Below are 22,602 nucleotides of genomic sequence, written 5' to 3'. Positions count from 1 at the left end.
AAATGTGAAGTCCGAAGTTGTAGTCCAGTCAAAACAACTCCAATTGCCCGTCCCATCCCCTGGGTTTTTGCGCTTTGCCTTTCACGGTCCTGCCTTCGTATTTCCAGGAGTTGTCCCTTTCCTGCTGGATGATGTCGTTGAAGCGGTTGTTAGGTTGAAAATCCTTTTCCAGCTGGGCAGATACTTTGGAAAGGTTCTTCAATGCTTCCGACTTGTCTTTTTCTCCCATTTTAGCTCTCTGGATAGCCCGGTCGAGCGTGAGAATGGATTCGTCGTACACGGTAATGGGTACCGGAAACGGATGCCCGTCCTTTCCGCCGTGGGCGAATGAGAAGCGTGCCGGATCGCTGAATCTCGAAGGGGTTCCGTGGATGATTTCGCTAACCAATGTGAGCGATTGAATGGTCCTCGGACCCACGCCTTCCAGCATTAATAGTGATTCCATGTTATCAACCGGGCTGTCGTGTGCCAATGCGAGTACGGCACCGAGCCTTTTCAAGTTCACATCTTTAGCGCGAACGTCGTGGTGATCGGGCATGATGAGCCTGGATACTTCGCGCATGATCCGGTCGGGATTCTCTTTGGTCAGATCCAGGATGCCGGTCCGCGTGGGGGCGGCCGCGTTGGCGGTAAGGTTCAATATACTACCTTGGTTTTGGCCGTAGACGAAAGTATGCGGTTCTTCGACGAATGATTGAATACTTGGCGAATGCCAGTGGTAGCGCCGGGCCAGCCTGTCGTCGGTATTCATTCCTTGCTGTATTACTGCCCAGTTGCCTTCTTTGGAAAGGACAAATGAATGGAGATAGAGCTGAAACCCGTCCTGAATGGCGGTATTGTCAACCTTGGCGGACAGTTTGCTATGATGGACGAGCAGGTTGCCGTCGAGGCCCGTTTTACTGGCTATGGCCAGCAACTCAGCGGGGGTTTGCCTGGAATACTTACCCCGGCCTCCGCAGATGTAAATACCGAGCTCGGTCGATTTACGGTTTACCGACTGTTTCAATGCCCCCATTACCGAGGTGGTAATGCCCGATGAATGCCAATCCATGCCCAGCACGCATCCCAGGGACTGGAACCAGAACGGGTCACTCATTTTTTGCAGCAGTGCGTCGCGTCCATATTCCGTGACGACGGCCTCTACAATGGAGCCTCCCAGCGCGCTCATGCGTTGTGCGAGCCAGAGCGGGACTTTCCCGTAATGTAATGGTAAATCGGCGTGACCACTTTTCATAAGGGATTCAATTTACAAAAAATAGGGATGGCGTCGGGCATGTGGAAATGCATTAAAGCCCTGACCGGTTTCCCAATGGTATAATTTTTTGTTAAAATGCAGCTTTGAAACACATTTTCACTTCTTAACTGACCCATCCGACTCAATGGTTATCCAGGTTCTTATCACACTAGTACTCGTATTACTAAATGGTTTTTTTGTAGCTGCCGAATTTGCTATAGTCAAGATTCGGGCATCGCAGCTGGAACAAAAAGCCCAGGAAGGTAACCGGATGGCTATTCTTTCAAAAAAAATCGTAGCGAATCTCGACGGCTATCTGGCGGCCACGCAGTTTGGTATTACCCTGGCGAGTCTTGGTTTGGGTTGGATTGGTGAGCCGGTGGTGTCGAAGATTCTCATTAGCGCCATGGAGCTGGTCGGAATTTCGCTCGATCCGGAACTCGCGCATCAGATCGCGTTACCTACGGCATTTGCCATTATCACGGTGCTTCACATCGTTTTTGGAGAGCTGGCGCCGAAGTCCATCGCCATCCAGCGGCCGGAAGCAACAACATTAATGCTCTCTTACCCGCTACATGGCTTTTTCCTGGTATTCAGGCCGGTTGTCTGGTTGTTGAACGGTATTGCCAATGTAATTCTGAAAGGCGTGGGCATTACACCGTCGCACGGGAGCGAGGTGCATAGTAGCGATGAGTTGCGGTACCTGGTGCAGCAGCAGAAAGATAGCGGAATGATTGAAGCGGCGGATTATGACCTTATCAAAAATGCATTCAATTTCTCGGAAAGGGTTGCGCGCCAGATCATGATCCCCCGCCCGCAGGTAGTAGGCGTTGACGTCAATGATTTTTCCGAAGCCAAACTGGAAAAGGTGATAGAAGAGGGGTATTCGAGAATGCCGGTTTATGAAGACTCGCTGGACCAGATTATAGGGGTCCTGCATTTGAAAGACCTGTTGCTGAAAATGCGGCAGGGTAAGGAGATTGTACTCCGCGAACTGATCCGGCCGATTACGACTGTACATGAATCCAAGCCAATCGGCATATTGCTGCGTGAATTTCAGGTAAACCGCCAGCAAATGGCCGTGATCATTGATGAATATGGCGGAGTTGACGGGATTGTGACAATGGAGGACATTCTGGAAGAACTGGTAGGCGAAATCCAGGATGAATACGACAACGAGGCCCCTATCGTTAAAAATGAAGCGGATAATACCTATACAGTCCAGGGTTCGGCGGCAATAGGCGATTTGAATGACAAATTGCCCCATGATATTACCAAAAGACCTGACTACGAAACTTTGGCGGGTTATATAATATGGAAATTCGGCCGGATCCCGGCAGTGGGGGAGAAGTTCAAAACGAAACATTACGAGTTTACCGTTCTGAAAAAGCAGAGAAGCACCATTTCACAGGTCAAGATCACCATGCTGGATACCCCCAATATTTTTTGATCTAAACATCCGTCTTATGAATAAGCTGCTTGGAATGTCGATCGGTGTTCTGCTTTTACCATTCATGCTTACGCGGGTTTTCGCCCAAACCAAGGGCAGGGAAAGATAATTTCCCTACCTATGAGCAAATACGCGGAAATAAACACGAGACGGTCGACTATGTTCACCCGAATGGCGGTTCCTGGACAATTGTCAAAAGGACTGTGACTGCCTCTTCGTATCTCGATGCATTCAGCTATCCGGAAGGGACTGCTGTACATTTTTTAAATGGGAGAAAAATGAAGCGTAAGAAAAGGGCTGAAAAAGAACTGGACGAGAAGGGTGGTATGGTAGAAAGCGTCTCTATTGGCCCCGTAGAGTCAAATGGAAAGCGAATCATCCGGATTGATTATGAGATCAGGAAGGATTGAGTCAGGCTTTGTTATAGAGCTTCAAAACCGTTTGCCGCAATTTTTTCCCTGTATCGCTTAATACAAATGCAATACCCTCGGCCATATCCGCCGCCGGGATCCATTTGCTGAAGTCCGAACCGGGCATGGCCGCACGGTTGTCGGGGGTATCGATAATACTGGGGACGATCACGGTCGCTGTAATGTTTTTGTCCTTTCCTTCCGCATTGACCAGATCAGCCATCCGAAAAATCAATGATTTGGCAAGTGTGTAAGCAAAGCTTCCCGTTCCTGTTTCTGGTACGAGCGCTGAACGTGCACCAATGAAGATGAACTGCCCGCCACCAATTGCTTCGAAATGCTTCATCAATGGCTTCACGAGGTGAAATGCCGTCGTGAAATTCATGGTCAGCATCCGCTCGATATCCGCATCGCTGGTCTCTGTTAATCTGGCCATTGAGAACCCGCCTGCCAGCAATATCCCTGCTTCGATTTTTCCGGCATTGCCTATTGCCTCCGCTACGAACAACTCTGCCTGTTCAGCATCAGCAAGATCTGCCAGATAGTTGGAAACGCTCGTATTGTCGTGGTAGGCGTCCGTTTTGCCCTGGCGGACATTGATATGCAAACCATAACCAAGCTCTGTAAGCTTTCTGACGACATCTTTACCGAGATTCCCGGTGGCTCCGCTGACGACAACTTGTTTGGGCATGGTTATGGCTTGTTTTTATTACTTGTTTAAAATATCGATCAGGAACTGGCGGAATGGCTCTGCAAATTCCTTTCTTTTCAATGCAAATTCAACCGTGGTTTTGAGGTAATCGAGCTTATCACCGATATCGTGACGCTTGCCTTCGATGTGGTGTGCAAAGATATTCTCACGCTTTAAAAGCAGCAAGAGTGAGTCGGTGAGCTGGATTTCATTGTTTTTGCCTTTCGGAGTTTGTTCGATCGTATTGAAAATCTCCGGAGTCAGGATGTAGCGTCCCGCAATGGCCAGGTTCGACGGGGCTTTATCAATCGCTGGCTTCTCGACGAGCGTACTCAGTTCCATGATCGAATCGCTGAGGGAGTTGCCTCCTACGATTCCATATCGATTTACCTTGTTGGCTGGAACTTCCTCTACCGCGATCACCGATCCGCCATACTGCTCATAAGTGTCCATGAGTTGTTGGGTCACCGGAATCACAGAATCCATGATCGTATCACCCAGCAAGACGGCAAATGGTTCATTTCCGACGTGATGACGGGCGTAATAGATCGCGTCGCCCAGCCCGTTGGCTTCTTTCTGGCGTACGAAGTGGACGTTGGCCATGTCCGCGAGGCGGCGCATTTCATTGAACCACAAAAGATCTTCTTTTTCTTCCAGGCGGCTTTCAAGTTCCACATTGCGGTCGAAATGGTCCTCGATGGCACGTTTGCCTTTTCCTGAAATGATCAGGATATCTTCAATGCCGGAATCGACTGCTTCCTGCACGACATATTGAATGGTCGGAATGTCGATAATCGGGAGCATTTCCTTGGGCATCGATTTAGTTGCCGGTAAAAATCGGGTTCCGAGCCCCGCGGCAGGTATAACGGCTTTGCGAATCATAGTTTTGAGAACTTCGGCTTTCGGCTTTAGGCCGTCGGCATTTTGGTGATTAACTTCGGCTTCCGGCAATTGGCCGTTGCCATTTTCTTTATTAAGTGAGTAAAAAATAATTCAGCTAAATTTTTAGCCGACAGCCGACAGCCGACAGCCGACAGCCGACAGCCGTCAAACCACAAACGGCCTGATCACCCGCGCATTGAATTTTTTCAGTTGCACAAAGAGCTGGTTCAGCATGTCGTCGTCTTTGTAAATACCTATGATGGTACCACCCGAGCCCGCAAATTTAGCGGATGCACCGCAGGCGCGCGCCGCATTGATCAGTTGTTTATTGGATTCGGGAACATTATAGATCTTACAACGCAGGTCAAAATTCTCGTTCATCAGCTGATGCAGATCATCCGCGCGACCTTCCAATAGCGCGGTGCGTCCATCTTCGGCTTTTTGCGCGATCTGTCCCAGCACATCGATTACGTCTTGTTCACCGCGGTCGAATCGCGTGCGCACGTCGTTGTGTACCTTGCCTGATACTTTGCTCAGGTTGGTATTGTATGCGACATAAAGTTTGGGCAACAATTCAGGATTAATGCGTTCATAACGGCCGTGACCCTTGGTCTGGATCATATTTTTATCGAAATCCATATATACACATCCCTCGTAACACTGGATCACTCGGTCCTGTAAGCCGGCAGTAATACCTAATTCTTCGGTTTCGGTGACCATTACGAGTTGTGGCAATATTTCCAGCGGGATTTCAACCTTATAGAACTGCATCAATGCGCGGAACAATGCTACGATAATCGCGCTGGATCCGGACATGCCAACCTGCCGGGGAATTGACGAGCGGTAGCGAACTGTAAAGTTCTTGTTAGGCAGCCTGATCGCTTTTTCCTCACAGTAGTCGCCAAACTTCTTGATACCGGCTTTAATGAGTGGAATTCCCCCGTTGTAGCCGAGCATATTCACGGAATCACGCAGATGGAAAATGCTGCGAAAAGTGTTAAGATCCTGGGGTTGCGGCTCGATATGCAGCTCGGGTGATTCGTAGAGCGAAATCGAAGCGCCGAAATTTCTTACAGATATGGATATCGTTTTTCCGAAAAAGCCATCAGAAGGATTGCCTAAAAGTCCCGCACGGGCATAGGCGCGTGTTTCAATGATCAATGTAAATATCGTTTTGAGCCGAAAGTAATAACTATTAGGACGATAGAATACCGTTCTCCCCTGATAAGCTACTATCCCGATTTGTTTACCCAATGGAAATTGAAATGTATTAACGAACCAGCTGGAAACAAAAAAAGCGGGATAAAAAATATCCACGCTTTCTTAAGAGGAACGGCTTGTTGAATGTTATTGCTTCACAACCTGTACGTTGGCAATCAGTTTCACGTCATCACCTACCACTACGCCGCCTGCTTCGGTTACAGCGCTCCATTCGAGACCGAACTCCTTACGATTGATCTTTCCCGAGATCTCAAAACCCGATTTGTTGTTGCCGTAGAAGTCGGTCATGTTACCACCGTACTCAACTGCAAAATCAACAGCTTTGGTCACGTTTTTCACGGACAATTCACCGGCCAGTTTATAGCTGTCATCGCCCTTTTTGGCAAGCTTACCTGTGAAGGACAACTTTGGATGATTCTCCGCGTCGAAGAAATCAGCTGATTTTAAATGTGCGTCACGTTGCGCCTGGTTGGTATCTATGCTTTCCACGTCAGCGGAAAAATGGACGGTGGCACCGTCGAAATCGTCGTTTTCGGTTTCAATTCCGCCTTCGAAGCTTTTGAATGCGCCGGTGACGGTGGAAATCACAAGGTGTTTCACTTTGAATTGGATCTCGGAATGTGTTGGGTCGATTACCCATTTAGTAGTAGCCATGTCTATGTTGTTTTTATGTGTATTTACATTTAATGTATATACATCTATTTGTAAATATTAGTTTCAAACGGTTAAAAAAAATCCCGAAATATTTTTCCGGGATGTTAGAAAGTGGCTTCGCTGGCTCTATTGAGGCATTACGAAAATGTTCGGGTCGATTTTTTGGTTGACCTCCAGCGATGTGATTTTTAGGCCCATTTTGGTTCCCGGCATGGCAGAGGTTGTCACTTCGGACGAGAATGGATAGTAGATCCCATCCACAGCCCTGAAATCCGACTGTATATTTTCCGACATCACATCCTGTCCGTTGACATTGGTTTGTGCTACGATTTTTAGAATATAAAACGTGTCTTTCGAGATGTAGTTGACCCGTTTGATGCCATTCGGCAACAGCATGGTTACTTTGTAAACTTTGGCTCCCTGCAGATCTTCTTCACCGTCGAGCGTTAACTTATATCCTTTTTCCTTATAGTTGTAAAGTCCGGTCAGGTCTGTTTCTGCAGCCATCGATTTAACAGCCTCCTCGGGTAATGCGGTCGCTTTCGCTTGTCCGGACATTGGGTTAATAGCCCAGCCTGTGGTTCCATTGACCGCCTGCACGATGGTCATTCCCTGCATGGTTGTTTCGCTCCGGAATCCCTTGTTCTGTACAATGGTGGTGCTGATAGGGACCTTCATATTCATCACATCCATTTCCGCGGTGATTTTCATGCTTTCAAGTTTGGATAGCTTGTCTTTCCCACCCATGGCCTGAACATGTTTTGCGATGATGTCATCCAGGTTTTGCGCGTGACTGATCGTTGCGAAGCCGGTAATAATGAGGAATGTGAGTAGTTTGAAAAGGTTTTTTGAATGCGGCATAGGTTGATATTTGGTTTGTGATATAGCCTGAGGTTTGGAAGAAACCACCATGACATTTAATAAATAAACAAAAAAACGGCCGGATTGTTGTTATCCGGCCGTTTTACGATATGGTGAAAAAACCTTAGTTCTTCAAAGCTTCGGCACCGCCCACGATTTCGAGGATTTCCTTCGTAATCGCTGCCTGACGCGTACGGTTGTAGATCAGGCGGAGGTCTTTCAGAAGCTCCTGTGCGTTTTCAGTCGCCTTGTCCATGGCTGTCATACGCGCACCCTGTTCAGAAGCATTCGATTCCAGAACAGCACGGTACAACTGGATTTTCAGCGATTTTGGGATCAACTCCGCAAGGATTTCTTCCTCTGCTGGTTCGAAAATATAGTTAACCTCGGTCTTCTTCGACTTGGTCGATTTCTTTTCAACAGGAATCGGCAGATAAGGATCAGCGTGAATGATTTGTGTCGCTACGTTTTTGAACTCGTTGTACACAATATCCACTGCATCATAGCGGCCCTCCGAGAAATCCTTCATGATTTCTTCGGCTGCATTCTTCACGTTCACAAAGTTTAGTCTGCCAAACAGGTCAGTGTAAGCCGTGTTTACGGTGAAGCCGCGGCGTACCAGCGATTCTGCTCCTTTTTTACCAATTGAAAATATTTCTACATTTCCTTTTGCTGCCTGAGCCGGATATTTTTGCTCGATCAGCTGAAGTGTAGCCTTAATTACATTCGTATTGAATGCTCCGCACAATCCACGGTCGGAAGTGACGACGATGATCAGCACTTTCTCAACGGCGCGAACCGCTTTCAAAGGGCTGTCAGCAGCGCTTTCTGCGCCCGACGACACTGTCAAAAGCATTTCACCAAGCTTCTGTGCGTAGGGGCGCATCTGAAGGATGCCGTCCTGTGCACGACGCAGCTTTGCGGCCGCCACCATTTTCATGGCTTTGGTGATCTGCTGTGTGGAATTAACCGAAACAATGCGGTTACGTACTTCTTTTAAGCTTGCCATTATCTGGGTGTTTTAAGCGATCCGGTGATCCTATTGAATATGTAGTAGGAAAGGCCGAAGCTGGGTAAACCCGGCCTTTTACCGGTTAACGATATTTTACAGCAACTTCCTTAGCTACTTTCTCGATAACGTCTGTTACGCTGTTGTCCAGTTTTCCGGCACGCAAACCAGCAAGCGCTTCCTTATATTGTCCGGCCAGCACGGTGGTGAAGTCCTTTTCGAATTCTTTTACACGTGCTACGTCTACGTTGTCCAGCAAACCTTTGGTGGATGCGTACACAGTGGCTACCTGAAGTTCAACCGGTACCGGAGAATATTGAGCTTGTTTCAAAACTTCCTGGTTGCGGCGTCCCCGGTCGATCGCCAGCTTGGTAGCAGCATCGAGGTCGGAACCGAATTTCGCAAATGCTTCCAGCTCGCGGAACTGCGCCTGATCGAGTTTCAGGGTACCCGAAACTTTCTTCATCGATTTGATCTGCGCGTTACCACCCACGCGGGATACCGAGATACCTACGTTGATTGCAGGACGGATACCCGAGTTGAACAGGTTGGATTCAAGGAAGATCTGGCCGTCGGTGATCGAGATTACGTTCGTAGGAATGTAAGCCGAAACGTCACCAGCCTGTGTTTCGATGATCGGAAGGGCGGTCAGTGAACCACCACCTTTTACTTTGCCTTTCAGTGAAGGCGGAAGGTCGTTCATGTTGGCTGCGATGCTGTCATCAGAGATTATTTTCGCAGCACGTTCCAGCAAGCGGCTATGGAGGTAGAATACGTCACCTGGGTAAGCTTCGCGGCCCGGAGGACGACGGAGCAGCAAGGACACTTCGCGGTAAGAAACCGCCTGTTTTGAAAGGTCATCGTAGATAACCAATGCAGGACGGCCGGTGTCACGGAAATATTCACCGATCGCGGCACCTGTAAACGGAGCGTAGAATTGCATCGGAGAAGGATCGGATGCACCAGCGGCCACAATCACCGTGTAGTCCATTGCGCCATATCTGCGAAGCGTTGCTTCGATACTTTTGATCGTCGAAGCTTTTTGTCCGCAGGCTACGTAGATGCAATAAACCGGTTCGCCTTTTTCGAAATATTCTTTCTGGTTGATGATCGTATCGATCGCGACGGCGGTTTTTCCCGTCTGACGGTCACCGATAATCAATTCCCGCTGGCCACGGCCAATGGGGATCATGGCATCGATCGATTTGATACCAGTCTGGAGCGGTTCGGTTACCGGCTGGCGATAGATAACGCCGGGCGCTTTACGCTCGATCGGCATTTCAAACAACTCTCCTGAAATAGGGCCGTTTCCGTCGATCGGTTCAGCCAGCGTGTTCACGACACGACCGATGATTCCGTCACCTACTTTTACGGAAGCGATTTCTTTGGTACGTTTTACAGTAGCACCTTCTTTGATGTCACTGAAATCCCCCAGCAAAACGGCACCCACATTGTCCTCCTCGAGGTTAAGTGCGAGGGCTTTAAGGCCATTCTCGAAAACAAGCAGCTCACCCGCTTGTACCTGGGAAAGACCATAAATGCGGGCAACACCGTCACCAACCTGAAGGACTGTTCCTACTTCTTCGAGTTCTGCTTCTGATCGAGCGCCTGCAAGTTGTTCGCGCAGGATGGCCGAAACTTCATCCGGTCTAACAGATACCATAGTATAATTGACTTATTTAGAGTATAGTAGTAAGTTTTCTGAAAACTGCCGCAAAGGTAGAGTTTTATTTTGGTAAAAACAGAATGATTTGACTAAAACCTAAGATATAAAATTAGATTTTTCCAAGGATAAGGCACCCTGCCTGTTCTCCGGCACGAAATTGCCGTTTATCCACCGGTAGGAACATTTTTAAAACTTTTTTAGGTACTGATTGTGTTTTTGTTGTAATTGAGTTCGTTAATAACACTTATATAATCAATTTCAATCTTATTGACCGTCAATCAGTACAATGTACAAATTAGAGAAAACCATTTTAGCAGCCCTGGCATTTGGAGTATTGGCAACCGCAGAAGGCACAGCACAGACTATCAAGAAAACCACTAAACCCGCCGCAACTGTAAAGAAATCAACGGCTACACCAGTAAAAGCAACAACGACCCCCGTCGTACTCAAAACCCAGGCGGATTCTTTGTCCGCAGCGATTGGCGTCAGCTTTGCAAGTTCGTTATCTTCTCAAGGAATCAACGGTATTAATACTGAACTGCTTACCAAAACCATTACCTCGGCGCTGAAAGGAGAGAAAACAGCATTCGCACCTGAAGACGCGAATATGTTTATCCAGGGTTACTTCCAGAAGATCATGGAGGAAAAAGGTGCGGTGGTACGTGTGGAAGGGGAGAAGTTTTTGGAAGAAAACAAGAAGAAGGAGGGAGTAGTGACCACGGAAAGCGGCCTGCAATATCAGATCATCAAAACAGGCGAAGGCCCCAAGCCAGCTGCCACCGATAAAGTAAAAACACACTATCACGGCACATTGACCAATGGAACGGTTTTTGACAGCTCGGTCGACAGAGGCGAGCCTGTCGAATTTCCGGTTAATGGTGTTATCAAAGGATGGACCGAAGCGCTTCAGTTAATGCCTGTCGGATCGAAATGGAAGCTTTTTATTCCATATCAGCTGGCTTACGGTGAGCGTGCGGCAGGACCTCAGATACCGGCTTATTCGGCCCTCGTGTTTGAGGTTGAATTATTGGAAATCGTAAAATAGCAAAACGTGCAAATGAAAAAGTATCTTATCACTCTTATTCCGGTTGTGTTGCTGGGTTGGCAGCGGGGCCCTGTTCAGGAACGAGTGGAGTTAACGGCACCTACGGCCGCCTCCATGGATGAAGATATCAAGCCGATTCCAGCGCAATACAAAGCGGAGGAGCTGACAACGAGAATCTTATCCAGCTATCATTACAGAAAGACGAAGCTGAATGACTCTCTTTCGGCAGCGATTTTTGATAAGTACATCGACGCGATCGACCACGGCAAGCTCTATTATCTGGCAACAGATCTCACCGAGTTTGAGCAGTATAAGAACTCTTTCGACGATTATTTGCAAAAAAGAGAACTGGACGTTCCTTTTCAGATGTACAACGTTTTCAGAAAGCGTTACAAAGAAAGAAGCGAGTACATCCAGACACTCCTGAAAGAACCCAAACCATTTGATTTCACACAGGACGAGTCGATGAACACCGACCGCGAAAAAGCGGCCTGGGCCAAAAATACCGACGAGCTGAACGATACCTGGCGCAAATATCTGAAAAGCGAGGCATTAGACCTCAAACTGTCGGGTAAGGCGGACACTGCGGTGATCACGACACTTCGTGACCGTTATAAAACACGGGACCGTGCGCTCGGCCGGATTCGTACGGAACAGGTGTTTCAGATGTTTATGAATGCCTATGCCGAATCATTGGATCCGCACACCAGCTACATGGCACCCACTTCCGCAGATCGTTTCAAGCAGGAAATGAGCCAGTCCCTCGAAGGGATCGGTGCATTGCTTCGGGAAGAGGATAACTACATCAAGATCGTGGAGGTAATTCCGGGTGGACCTGCATTTAAAGGGAAACAGCTTAAAAAAGAGGACAAGATTATTGCCGTAGCGCAGGGCGATGAAGGTAAGTTTGTCGATATCGTTGGCTGGTTTGTGGATGATGCGGTGAAGCTGATCAAAGGGCCTAAGTCGACAGTCGTGCGCTTGCAGGTGATATCTGCGGATGCGATCGCGGGAGCTCAGCCGAAAGAGTATCGGCTTGTTCGTGAAAAGATCAAACTGGAAGAGCAGCGTGCGAAGAGCGAAATCGTTTCTATCAATAATGGCAACAAGGATTTCAAAATCGGGGTGATCGATATTCCATTATTCTACCGCGATTTTGAAGGAGCCCAGCACCGCGAAAAGGAATTTTCAAGCACAACACGTGACGTTCAAAAGCTGATCACGGATTTGCAGGCATCTAATGTCGATGGTATCGTGATTGACCTTCGTAATAATGGAGGTGGTTCGCTGACAGAAGCCGTCTCATTGACAGGTCTTTTCATTAACCGCGGTCCAGTCGTGCAGGTGAAGGAAGGTCAGGGAGAAATTGAAGTACAGTCGGATAACGACCCCAGCATCTCATATGATGGCCCGATGGCCGTAATGGTAAACCGTTTCAGTGCATCGGCTTCCGAAATCTTCGCAGCTGCCATTCAGGATTACAAACGCGGCATCATCGTGGGGGAGCAGACTTACGGAAAAGGTACTGTTCAAACACTGATCGATCTCAATCAATGGGTTCCCAAAGAAACGGATCAGCTTGGACAGGTAAAATTGACCGTTGCCAAGTTTTACCGTATCAATGGCAGCAGCACGCAATTGAAAGGTGTTATGCCCGACCTGGAACTGCCAACGGCGTTTAAGGTAAATGAATACGGAGAAGGTTCGCAGCCCAGCGCATTGCCTTGGGATCAGATTGCATCGTCGCGCTACGAAGTTTCCAATAATATCAATGTGAAGGTCGTTGAGCAACTTCGCGACAAATACAAACACCGTTTGAAAACAGACGAGGAGCTTAAAACACTGGTGAAAACGCTGGATGATTTCAAGCAGGCCCGTGAGAACAAAATCGTGTCGTTGCAAGAATCGAAGCGGAAACTGGAGCGCGATGAGGCTGAAAAGAAACGCGCGGCCATGAAGCAGCTCGGCGAAGACAATGCAGACGATGAAGAGGAGGAAGTGGATTCAAAAGTGGCCGAAGCCCCGAAAGACGTGAAGAAGAAAAAGGACATCTATCTTACTGAAACCGGAAGAATGCTGGCCGATCTGATCGTGATCTCCAAAGAGCCGAGCCTGGCGGGGACTAAAAAGAAATAGTAATACATGGTTAAACCACAAGAGCCCGGATCGCGCGATCCGGGCTCTTGTGGTTTAACCAATTCAGGTCACTCCCAACCACCCCCCAGCGCACGATAGAGATCAATAAGTGCGAGGAACTGTTCTTTCTGAACATTGGTCAGATTCAGTTCCTCCTGTAGTACGCTTCTCTGTGCGGTGATTACCTCCAGATACGAGGCATAGCCGGTGAGGAAGAGATCTTTGGACGTTGCAACAGCCTGTTGAAGCACTTCGACTTCCTGCTTTTTCAAATCACTGATCTGCTTGGTATTTTCCAGTTTTTTGAGACTGGTATTTACTTCCCTGAATCCATTTAATACTGATTTATTATAAGCATACAGTGCTTCCAGGCTCGCGGCTTCGGTCCGTTTCTGGTTAGCTTTCAATGCTTTACGATTGACCAGCGGGGCAGTGAGCCCGCCTAATGCGCTATAAGCCAGCGAGCCCGATGAAAACAACAGATTACTTTTAAATGCATTGAAACCCAGGAATGCCGTAATATTCAGAGATGGCAGGAAAGCCAGTTGAGCGGCCTGCTGATCCGAATAGTTGGCAAGCAGATCCAGTTGAGCCTGCTGGATGTCCGGACGTCTCCTGAGCATATGGGCAGGAACTCCGGCACTGATCGATGTGGGCATTGTCTGTTCAAGGGTGGTACCTCTTGTCACCCTTTGCGAAAAACGCCCGGTTAGCAGATTGACACTGTTTTCGGTTTCGATGATCTTTTGTGCAACCTCATATTCCAGGGCCCGGGTGTTCAGGAGTTGTGCAGTGAGCTGACGGACACCCAGTTCATTCGCCCTACCTGCTTCTTTTTGAATCTTAATCGTTTCAACAGCGGATTCCTGCAATGCGATGTTCTTTCTGATAATGTCGAGTTCCGTATCCAGGGCCATCAGTTCGTAATAGTCGCGGGCGATTTCGGCGATGAGACCTGTTACAATGGCTTGCCGACCTTTTTCGCTGGCCAGGAATCTATTGTATGCGGCCTTTTTCTGACTCTTTAATTTACCCCAGATATCTACTTCCCAGGTGCTGCGAAGGCCCAGGAAATAGTCGGGCATGAAGGGAGCTGGTAGCCGGCGGTCGTTGTCGATGTTTCCGGAGAAGTTGGTATCATAGTTGCCGACGCCGTCCATCGTATAATCACCAAATTTCCGGCCACCACCGGAGACATCACCGGATATCGTAGGGAGCAATGCCCCATGAGCGGCTGTAATAACCGCGCGGGCGATTTCGATACGTTGCACAGCCATTTTCAGGTCGAGATTGTTTTGCAATGCCGTATCGATCAGGGCTACCAAATGCCGGTCTGTAAAGAATGTCTTCCATTGAATGGCGCCGATCCCCATAGAATCGACTTTGCCTGCAAATGTCTCGGGTGTATTTATCCGGGTATGTTGCTCGACAGGCTGCGTCAGTTTGCACCCCGAAACAGATATGAGCAATGCAGCCAGGAGTAAGGGTGAAAGCCTTTTATAGTTTTTCATTAATGTAAATGCTGATATGAGAGCCGCGGACCAGTTGCCGCGGCCTGAAAGGAAATCAGTGTAGTAATGCTTCTTCCTGCGCCACTATTGGCGGAGGAGTCTTTTTTGTCTTTGCGAGGCTTGCAAAAAGCACATAAAGCCCCGGAATGATGATCACCCCGAAAATGGTACCGATCAGCATACCTCCGGCGGCAGCGGCTCCGATCGATCTGTTGCCAATGGCTCCGGCACCCGAAGCCATGACCAGCGGGATAAGTCCTGCGACGAACGCAAAAGAGGTCATCAGGATGGGGCGAAGCCGCTCCGTTGCGCCTTCCAGCACTGCCTCGGTCACGGTGCGACCTTCTTTTTGCCTGATAATTGCATATTCTACAATCAGAATTGCATTTTTGCCTAAAAGACCGATCAGCATGACCAGCGAAACCTGTGCATAAATGTTGTTTTCGAGGCCCATTAATTTAAGGGCCAGGAAGGCACCGAAAACACCCGTTGGCAGTGAAAGAATAACCGGTAAGGGTAATAGGAAACTTTCGTATTGTGCGGCAAGGAGCAGGTACACAAAAATGAGACAGATCCCAAAGATGAAAATAGCCTGGTTACCTGAAAGGATCTCTTCACGCGTCATACCCGACCAGTCGTAGGTGAAACCCTTGGGAAGACTGGTGGCTGCCACCCGCTCCACGGCCTTGATGGCATCCCCGCTGCTGTAACCCGGTGCGGCGTCTCCGTTAATCATTGCCGACGTATACATGTTATAGCGCGTGAGCAACTCAGGTCCATACACTCTTTCGAGGCGGATAAAGGTTGAAAACGGAACCATTTCGCCCCGGTTGTTTTTGACATACAGTTTAAGAATGTCCTCGGGGTTTTTGCGATAACTGGCATCGGCCTGCACCATTACTTTGTACATCTGCCCGAACCGGATGAAATTGGAGGCATAATAGCTACCGATCATGGTTTGGAGCGTGCTCATGGCGATGTCGACGGAAACCCCTTTCTTGGCGGCGATGTCGGAATCCACATGGATCATGTATTGCGGAAAACTCGCATCGAAGCTGCTGAATGCGGCGGCGATTTCCGGCGTGGCCATGAGGTCTTTTACAAACTTATTGGTAACCTCCGCGGTTTTTTGCAAATCCTCATTACCGGAGCGGTCCTGCACCCGCAGTTCGAAACCGCTGGAATTACCGAAACCAGGTACGGTAGGAGGCGGAAAAAACTGGATTTCGGCATCGGTAATATGCTTCGTTTTGGCTTCCATTTCGGCAATGATGTCTTTGACAGAGGCTTTACGCTGATCCCAGGGTTTCAGGTTGATCATAGCCATCCCGTAAGAGGAGCCTGCCGACTCGGTGAGCAGGCTGTAACCCGAGAGGGAGGAAACGGATTCGACAGGTTCGAGACTTTCGGCCACCTTCTGAATTTCATCCAAAACAGCCTCCGTTCTTTCCACGGTGGCGGCCACCGGTGTTGTTACGTTTACGTTGATCACCCCCTGATCTTCGGTAGGGATGAACCCGCTGGGAAGAATGGTGTTAATGCCATAAGTGCCGATACAGAATGCCAGCAATAGCCCGATGGTGATCATCCTGCGGCTGACGATGGACGCCAAAAGCTTTCGATAACCATTCTGCACACCATCATAACCCTTATTAAATCCATTGAAAAACCTTGTGAGGGGATTGCTCTTAACCGGTTGTCCATGGGTATTTTTCAGCATTAATGCACACAATGCGGGTGTTAGCGTAAGGGCATTGATACCCGAGATCACGATCGAAATAGCAAGGGTAATGGAGAATTGCCGGTAGAAAATTCCAACGGGTCCCGACATGAATGCAACCGGAACGAATACCGCGGACATCACGAGGGTGATCGCGATGATGGCGCCGCTCATTTCCTTCATGGATTCGATCGTAGCCTCTTTTGCGCCGAGATGCTTTTCGGCCATCTTGGCGTGCACCGCCTCGACGACCACAATGGCATTATCGACGACAATTCCAATTGCCAGTACCAACGCGAAAAGTGTCAGCAGGTTAATGGAAAACCCGAATAGCTGCATAAAAGCAAACGTTCCTACAAGCGCTACAGGCACGGCCAATGCCGGGATGAGTGTTGAGCGGAAATCCTGCAAGAACAGGTACACGATCAGAATTACGAGTATAAATGCTTCGATCAGCGTACGGATCACCTCGTGAATGGAGGCGTCGAGGAAGCGGGAAACGTCATAAGACACGAAATAGTCCATTCCGGGGGGGAATGTGGTCTTTTTCAGCTCGGCAACTTTTTCTTTGATATTCTGAATAACCTCCTGGGCATTGGAACCAGGACGTTGCTTGATCATAATGGAAGCAGAAGGGCGCCCGTTCGACTTCGACGCCATATCGTATTCCAATGTTCCGAATTCGATTTTGGCAACATCTTTCAACTTGAGTACAGAACCATCGGGATTCGACCGAAGTACGATATTTTCGTATTGCGCGGGCTCGAATAGTTTTCCGGTGTATTTCAACACATATTGCAATACGTTCTTTTCACGGCCCGAGCTCACACCAGTTTTTCCGGGAGCGGCCACCACGTTCTGGTCGCGGATGGCCTGGATTACCTCGTCTGCGGAAACATTATAGCTGTTCATGCGGTCGGGTTGCAACCATACGCGCATCGAATAGTCCTTGCTACCCATAATCTGTGCGCGGCCGACACCGTCGATCCTTTTCAGCTCTTTGAGAATATTGATATCGGCGAAGTTGTAAACGAAATCTTCACCCGCTGCGCTGTCGGTGCTCATGATGTCCAGGTACATGAGCATACTGTTTACTTCCTTTTCGGTGGTTACACCAGCTTTGATCACCTCTTCCGGAAGCTCATCGATGACGGTCTGAACACGGTTTTGAACGTTTACCGCAGCCAGGTCCGGGTCGACGCCGACATTGAAGGAAATACTGATCGTGGTAACGCCGTCGTTACCGGAGACGCTGGTCATATAAGTCATGCCAGGGACCCCGTTAATCGCTTTTTCGAGGGGTACTGCCACGGCGTCCACGCAAACCTCGGCATTGGCACCTGTATAGGTCGCCGTAACCACAACGGAAGGAGGAACGATATCGGGAAACTGCGAAACAGGTAATTCAACTACTGCCAGCAGCCCAAGGAGGGTTATAAATATCGATATAACCAGTGAGAGAACGGGTCGCTCAATGAATTTTTGAAACATGATCTACAATTCAGGTGAAAGAAGGGCGGCTACCGCGAGGTGAGCTCGATTTTGTCGGCAGATACATCGGTTGTGTCGATGGAGACCGTCTTTGGGTTGATGGTTACCCCATCCCGCAAAGATTGAAGCCCTTCGTAAACAATCGTTTCTCCTGGTTCCAGACCTGATTTTACCACGTAAAAAGTAGACAGTCGTGACCGTGGCACGAAGCTGCGAGTCTTGATCTTGTTGTCCTTCCCGAGCACATATACAAAGTTCTTGTCCTGAATTTCAAATGCGGCTTTCTGCGGGATGAGTATTGCATTGTCCACGGTGTTGGTGAGGCGGATCGTGCCGGTAGAGCCGTGTTTGAGCAGTTTTTCAGGGTTTGAAAAACGGGCGCGGAACGCGATGGAGCCCGTTCCCTCGTCAAATGCCCCTTCCATGGTTTCGATGTTGCCTTTGTGCTTGAAGAATGAGCCGTCGGCCAGTTCGAGTTCGACAACGGCGTTTTTTGTGTCCGCTTTGCCTCTTGCTTTTACATATTCCAGGTACTCGTTTTCGGAGACATTGAAATAGGCATAAACCATTTTGGTATCCGATAGCGTGGTTAGCAATGTACCTTCGTCGATCAAACTGCCCATTTTATGAGGAAGCCGGTCGATTACCCCATCGAAAGGAGCTTTGATGGCCGTGTGGGCCAGCTGAATGGCAGCATTCGATTTTTCAGACTTTGCTTCTTCGATCTTGGCATTGACAGCAGCGAGTTTTGCTTCGGCTACCTCTATTTCAGTTTTTGAAACTACATTTTTCTCTACCAGTAATTTTACCCTTTTGAGTTCGAGTTCGGCCCCTTTTGCGTCGGCAATCGCACTTTGCAGCGTCGCTTTTGCCTTGGCGAGCTGTGCCTCGTATTCCTCATTATTGATACGGAACAAAATCTGGCCTTTCTTAACCTCTTTGCCCTCATCCACATATACTTCTTCCAGGTACCCTTTTACCCGCGCATATATTTCAACGTTGCGCATGGCGTGGATATCGCCTACGTATTCGCGGTGTAGTTCTGTTTTCTGAGGCCTTAATTCCGTTACGGGGATGGTTAAAATACTATCCTTTGTATTGGAGACAGTTTCACTTTTTGAAGCGCAGCCGTAGGTGAAAATGCTGATCAGTACAAGGAATGGCCATTTAAAATTTTTCATGATGCGTTTGTATAAATTGGTTGGCAAGTTCACGGGAATAGGAATAGCCTTGTTGCTACACGGCAGGGCCGGCAGACAAAGGACATATAGCATGAAAGGCAAATGAGGTCGTATATGCGCGATGTGGCACAACGACATACTTTGTCTGCTACGAAAGACGTGATTTAAAGAACGCTTGCGGCGAGGTCAAAAAGGGCAAAGGCGGTGGAGAAAGCTGTAATAATCGGGCAGCGTAATCCCGCCTTTACAAGGGGTAAGCAGTTGTATGGACTCCCTGATCACTTTGGGAATCCGTGTAATTTCGTAATAAGGGGCTGCCTGGGAAACCAGTGTCAGGAAACGGTACGTAGAATGGCGGTGGCTCAGAAGGTCCGAAAGGCTTTCCTTCCATTCCGACTCATCGGCTCTTACGATCGTTTCATTTTTACAGACCGTATCATCGATTAACACAAAATCTCCGGTGCCTGATTTTTCCTCGACGGCGTATGGAGAAAACGCGCCGGTACCGATATCAATCTTGCACGCTAGCGCCCGTTGCTGCGAAAACAGCAAGGAAACCGCAAATTGTGCGATCCAGAAAAACAATACAAAAGTTCTTTTTGTCATGATGCTGATATAGATCAGTTCATTGAAAAATTCATACTTTTATAATGAATTCAAGAATGATTGGAACTATTGGGGATGGAATTGTGATACAAACAGGCAATAATTCAAATATAACGTTTCAAATGTAGATTGCAAATTTTCGTGATTGTTAATGATCGTTAACAGGAGAAAAAAGCCGCATAAGAAACCAAACAGGGCCGTTCAGATACATGGATAGCTGCAGTGCATACGGCCTGAAAATGCAGTTGCCCGGACCCTGCTTAGTCAGACAGTAAGGCAACTGATTCAATCGAATGGGAGTATTCGGGCTTGCGTTTTTCCGGTTAAACAATGATCTTGACTACTGGAAACCTCTTGGCGCTGAGTGATGTGACTTTTTGATAAAAAATGTATATTACAACCTGCTAACGGGAATCCACAGAAAACGGTAACACTGGTGACCAATGGCGCTAAAAGTAATTCATACCGAGCATTTTGTCCTTACCAAGATGACGGCGTCGGACGGGGACAAGTATTTCAGGCTGAGCAACAACTCCAACGTTATGAAGTATGTGACTGGCTACTCGCTTACGCGGGCCGAGTCTGACAAAATGTTGCAGGGTTTTCTGGAAGAATATGGGATGGATACTTACCTGGGTAGGTATCTGGTAGAAGACAGGCTTTCCGGGGAGCTGATCGGAGCGGCGAAGCTGGATAAGATCGGAGGGGACATCGAAATTGGTTACCGGGTAATGGAAGAATTCTGGGGGCGTGGTGTAGCTACCGAAATTGCAACAGGGTTGATCCGTTTCGCAAAACGGGTACTGAGAGCCAGGGATGTGATTGCTTATGTTAATGTAGCGAATACCGCCTCCGTCAGGGTTTTGGAAAAAGCCGGAATGGTCAATACCGAAACCATCGAAGATCTTGATGAAGTCAAGTATAAATTCAATTATTCACCCAAAAACAGTCCCTCGATGAAAAAAGTGCTCTACATTATTCTGGGCCTTATTGCGCTAGCGCTGATCGCCGCATTCATGATGCCTAAAGATTATTCTGTCGAAAAGGAAATTGTGGTTAACAAACCGAAGGCCGAGGTTTTTGAATATCTCAAATCCCTCAAAAAGCAAAATGACTGGAGTGTGTGGGGTCGTCGCGATCCCAACATGAGGAAGGAGTTTTCCGGCACGGATGGCACGGTAGGATTTGTTTCGATGTGGGATGGGAATGACGATGTAGGCAAGGGGGAACAGGAAATCACCAAAATCGAAGAAGGTCTGCGGATCGATACGCAGCTCCGTTTTCTGAAACCGTTTGAAAGTACCAGCGATGCATATATGATTACAGAAGCCGTTGACTCGACCTCGACCAAAGTGCGATGGGGCTTTACAGGCAAGATGCCGATCCCGATGAATTTAATGCTCCCCTTTCTGAACATGGAAGAATCCATCGGGAAGGATTTTCAGGACGGGCTCACTAACATGAAGGGAATATTGGAAAAACAATGAGTGGCATCCGGGGTAACGATCCGGGGCCCGAAAGCAAATAAAATGAAACACACGGATTCCCGTATAGATGACTACATCGCCCAATCGGCCGATTTCGCGGTTCCAATTCTCGAGTACCTGCGTTCAGTCGTACACGAGGTTTGTCCGGATGTAAAGGAAACAATGAAATGGAGTTTCCCCCACTTTGAATACAAGGGAAGCATTCTCTGCAGCATGGCGTCATTCAAGCAGCATTGCTCGTTTGGGTTCTGGCTCGAATCACGGCTGAACGACCCTCAAAAGTTACTCGCGGCAAACGGGGAAAGGGTGGGAATGGGCAGCCTCGGGAAAATCGGAGGGATGGAGGATCTTCCTGCCAAGGAGCATCTGGAAGGATTTATACAGCAGGCCATGCAACTGATAGATAGTGGGGTGAAAATGTCGAAGGAGTCTAAACCTCCGGCAAGCAGGGATCTGGTGGTGCCGGAGTATTTCCTGGAGGCCCTGGCGCAAAACCCGGAAGCGCTCGAAACGTTTACTGGTTTCAGTTATACCCAGAAAAAAGAGTATGTCGAATGGGTAGTGGACGCGAAGACGGAGGCTACGAGGCAGAAAAGGATAGCTACTTCGCTGGAATGGCTTGCCGAGGGGAAGATCCGGAATTGGAAGTACATTCGTTAAACATGTATTCCGGATCGTGCGTATCCGGAATACATGAACTTCTAAAAATGACCATCGTTGTCGGCAACCGCGTATCTGAAAGTGTAGTAGCTGGATTCTTCGGTCGGTACGTCTTCCGGCGCCCCTTTGTAATAGCTGATAATTTCAAGCTTGACTATTTTCCCGTCTGCGGTCTTTAGTAGAATTGTCCTTCCGGGGATCGGCAAAATAGCATGGACGCTCATATCATATTTATACCAGGAATTACCGCTGCCGCCCGGTATTGCAAAGCCTGCATCGCTGTCGGTTTTGTAGCCATCCTTAGCAGCTTCAGTTACCTGATCAAATGGTTTTTCCAAAACAAGGGCGCCGCCTTCACCAGGACCGCTGGTGCCGCTGTTGGTCGCGATTGTTGTTTTGCTGAATGCAATGTCCCAGTTCTTCGTTTTGGCATCGCCTGCGGGCACTTCTTTGCCGGTGGCTAAACTGAAATAGACGTAGGATTTGGTGTTGGCGTTCAAGTCTTTGATGACCTTTATTTCCGGCTTGACATGCATTACTTGCGTTGCGACGTGCTGCGTCGTGATCATTTCCGGTGCCGCTGCCAGGGCACAGGCAGAAAGGATAATGGATTTCAATAGCATATTCGGGAGTGTTTAGCTCATACAGCCGCCGGAAGGTATTCAGGTGGCCGTATGAATATTTTTG

The 22,602-nt window shown here is 48.4% G+C and carries 19 protein-coding genes; 6 read left to right on the top strand and 13 right to left on the bottom strand.

Going from position 1 to position 22,602, the window contains the following annotated elements; all coding sequences use genetic code 11:
* Positions 1 to 28: 28 nt before the first annotated feature.
* On the bottom strand, positions 29 to 1,234 hold the full coding sequence (locus BP71_RS12660; RefSeq protein WP_496379691.1) for a DUF763 domain-containing protein: 1,206 nt from the start codon (positions 1,232 to 1,234) through the stop codon (positions 29 to 31).
* A gap of 145 nt (positions 1,235 to 1,379) precedes the next feature.
* On the opposite strand from BP71_RS12660, the gene BP71_RS12655 reads away from it, so the two are divergent.
* Together BP71_RS12655 and BP71_RS12650 are read left to right on the top strand one after the other, a co-directional pair.
* On the top strand, positions 1,380 to 2,684 hold the full coding sequence (locus BP71_RS12655) for a hemolysin family protein (RefSeq protein ID WP_496379689.1): 1,305 nt from the start codon (positions 1,380 to 1,382) through the stop codon (positions 2,682 to 2,684).
* Positions 2,685 to 2,962: 278 nt separating this feature from the next.
* Positions 2,963 to 3,094 (top strand): hypothetical protein, encoded by a 132-nt coding sequence (locus tag BP71_RS12650; RefSeq protein WP_496379687.1) that lies wholly within the window; start codon positions 2,963 to 2,965, stop codon positions 3,092 to 3,094.
* Position 3,095: 1 nt separating this feature from the next.
* On the opposite strand, the gene BP71_RS12645 is transcribed toward BP71_RS12650, so the two are convergent.
* The 7 genes from BP71_RS12645 to atpA all read right to left on the bottom strand — a co-directional run bounded on the left by BP71_RS12645 (position 3,096) and on the right by atpA (position 10,075).
* Positions 3,096 to 3,785 carry an SDR family NAD(P)-dependent oxidoreductase gene (locus BP71_RS12645; protein WP_496379685.1) on the bottom strand — a complete coding sequence of 230 codons (690 nt, stop codon included), beginning with the start codon at positions 3,783 to 3,785 and terminating at the stop codon, positions 3,096 to 3,098.
* A gap of 18 nt (positions 3,786 to 3,803) precedes the next feature.
* Positions 3,804 to 4,667 (bottom strand): UTP--glucose-1-phosphate uridylyltransferase GalU, encoded by an 864-nt coding sequence (gene galU, locus BP71_RS12640; RefSeq protein ID WP_496379683.1) that lies wholly within the window; start codon positions 4,665 to 4,667, stop codon positions 3,804 to 3,806.
* A gap of 165 nt (positions 4,668 to 4,832) precedes the next feature.
* On the bottom strand, positions 4,833 to 5,828 hold the full coding sequence (locus BP71_RS12635; protein WP_496379681.1) for a mevalonate kinase family protein: 996 nt from the start codon (positions 5,826 to 5,828) through the stop codon (positions 4,833 to 4,835).
* A gap of 186 nt (positions 5,829 to 6,014) precedes the next feature.
* Positions 6,015 to 6,542, bottom strand: coding sequence for a YceI family protein (locus BP71_RS12630; RefSeq protein WP_496379679.1), 528 nt, complete (start codon positions 6,540 to 6,542; stop codon positions 6,015 to 6,017).
* Between the two features lie 126 nt (positions 6,543 to 6,668).
* The gene (locus BP71_RS12625) at positions 6,669 to 7,403 is read right to left on the bottom strand and encodes a LolA-like protein (protein ID WP_496379677.1); all 735 of its coding nucleotides are present in this window, start codon (positions 7,401 to 7,403) and stop codon (positions 6,669 to 6,671) included.
* A 124-nt stretch (positions 7,404 to 7,527) separates the two neighbouring features.
* Entirely contained in the window at positions 7,528 to 8,412 is an 885-nt protein-coding gene (gene atpG, locus BP71_RS12620) for an ATP synthase F1 subunit gamma (RefSeq protein ID WP_496379675.1), read from the bottom strand.
* An 85-nt stretch (positions 8,413 to 8,497) separates the two neighbouring features.
* Positions 8,498 to 10,075 carry a F0F1 ATP synthase subunit alpha gene (atpA, locus tag BP71_RS12615; RefSeq protein WP_496379673.1) on the bottom strand — a complete coding sequence of 526 codons (1,578 nt, stop codon included), beginning with the start codon at positions 10,073 to 10,075 and terminating at the stop codon, positions 8,498 to 8,500.
* Between the two features lie 289 nt (positions 10,076 to 10,364).
* Here atpA and bamJ point away from each other — a divergent pair, with 289 nt between their 5' ends.
* Together bamJ and BP71_RS12605 are read left to right on the top strand one after the other, a co-directional pair.
* Positions 10,365 to 11,123, top strand: coding sequence for a BamJ family beta-barrel-assembly machinery protein (gene bamJ, locus BP71_RS12610; protein WP_496379671.1), 759 nt, complete (start codon positions 10,365 to 10,367; stop codon positions 11,121 to 11,123).
* A 12-nt stretch (positions 11,124 to 11,135) separates the two neighbouring features.
* Positions 11,136 to 13,259: a carboxy terminal-processing peptidase gene (locus BP71_RS12605; RefSeq protein ID WP_496379669.1), complete on the top strand. Its 2,124-nt coding sequence runs from the start codon at positions 11,136 to 11,138 to the stop codon at positions 13,257 to 13,259.
* Between the two features lie 68 nt (positions 13,260 to 13,327).
* Here BP71_RS12605 and BP71_RS12600 read toward each other — a convergent pair whose 3' ends face one another.
* The 4 genes from BP71_RS12600 to BP71_RS12585 form a co-directional block, all read right to left on the bottom strand.
* Positions 13,328 to 14,770: an efflux transporter outer membrane subunit gene (locus BP71_RS12600; RefSeq protein ID WP_496379667.1), complete on the bottom strand. Its 1,443-nt coding sequence runs from the start codon at positions 14,768 to 14,770 to the stop codon at positions 13,328 to 13,330.
* 55 nt (positions 14,771 to 14,825) lie between these two features.
* Positions 14,826 to 17,981 carry an efflux RND transporter permease subunit gene (locus BP71_RS12595; protein ID WP_496379665.1) on the bottom strand — a complete coding sequence of 1,052 codons (3,156 nt, stop codon included), beginning with the start codon at positions 17,979 to 17,981 and terminating at the stop codon, positions 14,826 to 14,828.
* 29 nt (positions 17,982 to 18,010) lie between these two features.
* Complete coding sequence (locus BP71_RS12590) at positions 18,011 to 19,162, bottom strand: efflux RND transporter periplasmic adaptor subunit (RefSeq protein WP_496379663.1); 1,152 nt, start codon at positions 19,160 to 19,162, stop codon at positions 18,011 to 18,013.
* Positions 19,163 to 19,348: 186 nt separating this feature from the next.
* Positions 19,349 to 19,768: a hypothetical protein gene (locus BP71_RS12585; protein ID WP_496379661.1), complete on the bottom strand. Its 420-nt coding sequence runs from the start codon at positions 19,766 to 19,768 to the stop codon at positions 19,349 to 19,351.
* 443 nt (positions 19,769 to 20,211) lie between these two features.
* Between BP71_RS12585 and BP71_RS12580 the strand changes: the two genes are divergently transcribed.
* Positions 20,212 to 21,255: a GNAT family N-acetyltransferase gene (locus BP71_RS12580; protein WP_496379659.1), complete on the top strand. Its 1,044-nt coding sequence runs from the start codon at positions 20,212 to 20,214 to the stop codon at positions 21,253 to 21,255.
* Positions 21,256 to 21,297: 42 nt separating this feature from the next.
* Positions 21,298 to 21,915: a YdeI/OmpD-associated family protein gene (locus BP71_RS12575; RefSeq protein ID WP_496379658.1), complete on the top strand. Its 618-nt coding sequence runs from the start codon at positions 21,298 to 21,300 to the stop codon at positions 21,913 to 21,915.
* Between the two features lie 41 nt (positions 21,916 to 21,956).
* Here the strand turns inward: BP71_RS12575 and BP71_RS12570 are convergent, their stop codons facing one another.
* On the bottom strand, positions 21,957 to 22,538 hold the full coding sequence (locus tag BP71_RS12570; RefSeq protein WP_496379657.1) for an HmuY family protein: 582 nt from the start codon (positions 22,536 to 22,538) through the stop codon (positions 21,957 to 21,959).
* Between the last annotated feature and the right edge of the window lie 64 nt (positions 22,539 to 22,602).

The sequence above is a fragment of the Dyadobacter ginsengisoli DSM 21015 genome, assembly GCF_059568735.1.
This window is presented reverse-complemented; position numbering and strand designations above follow the sequence as displayed.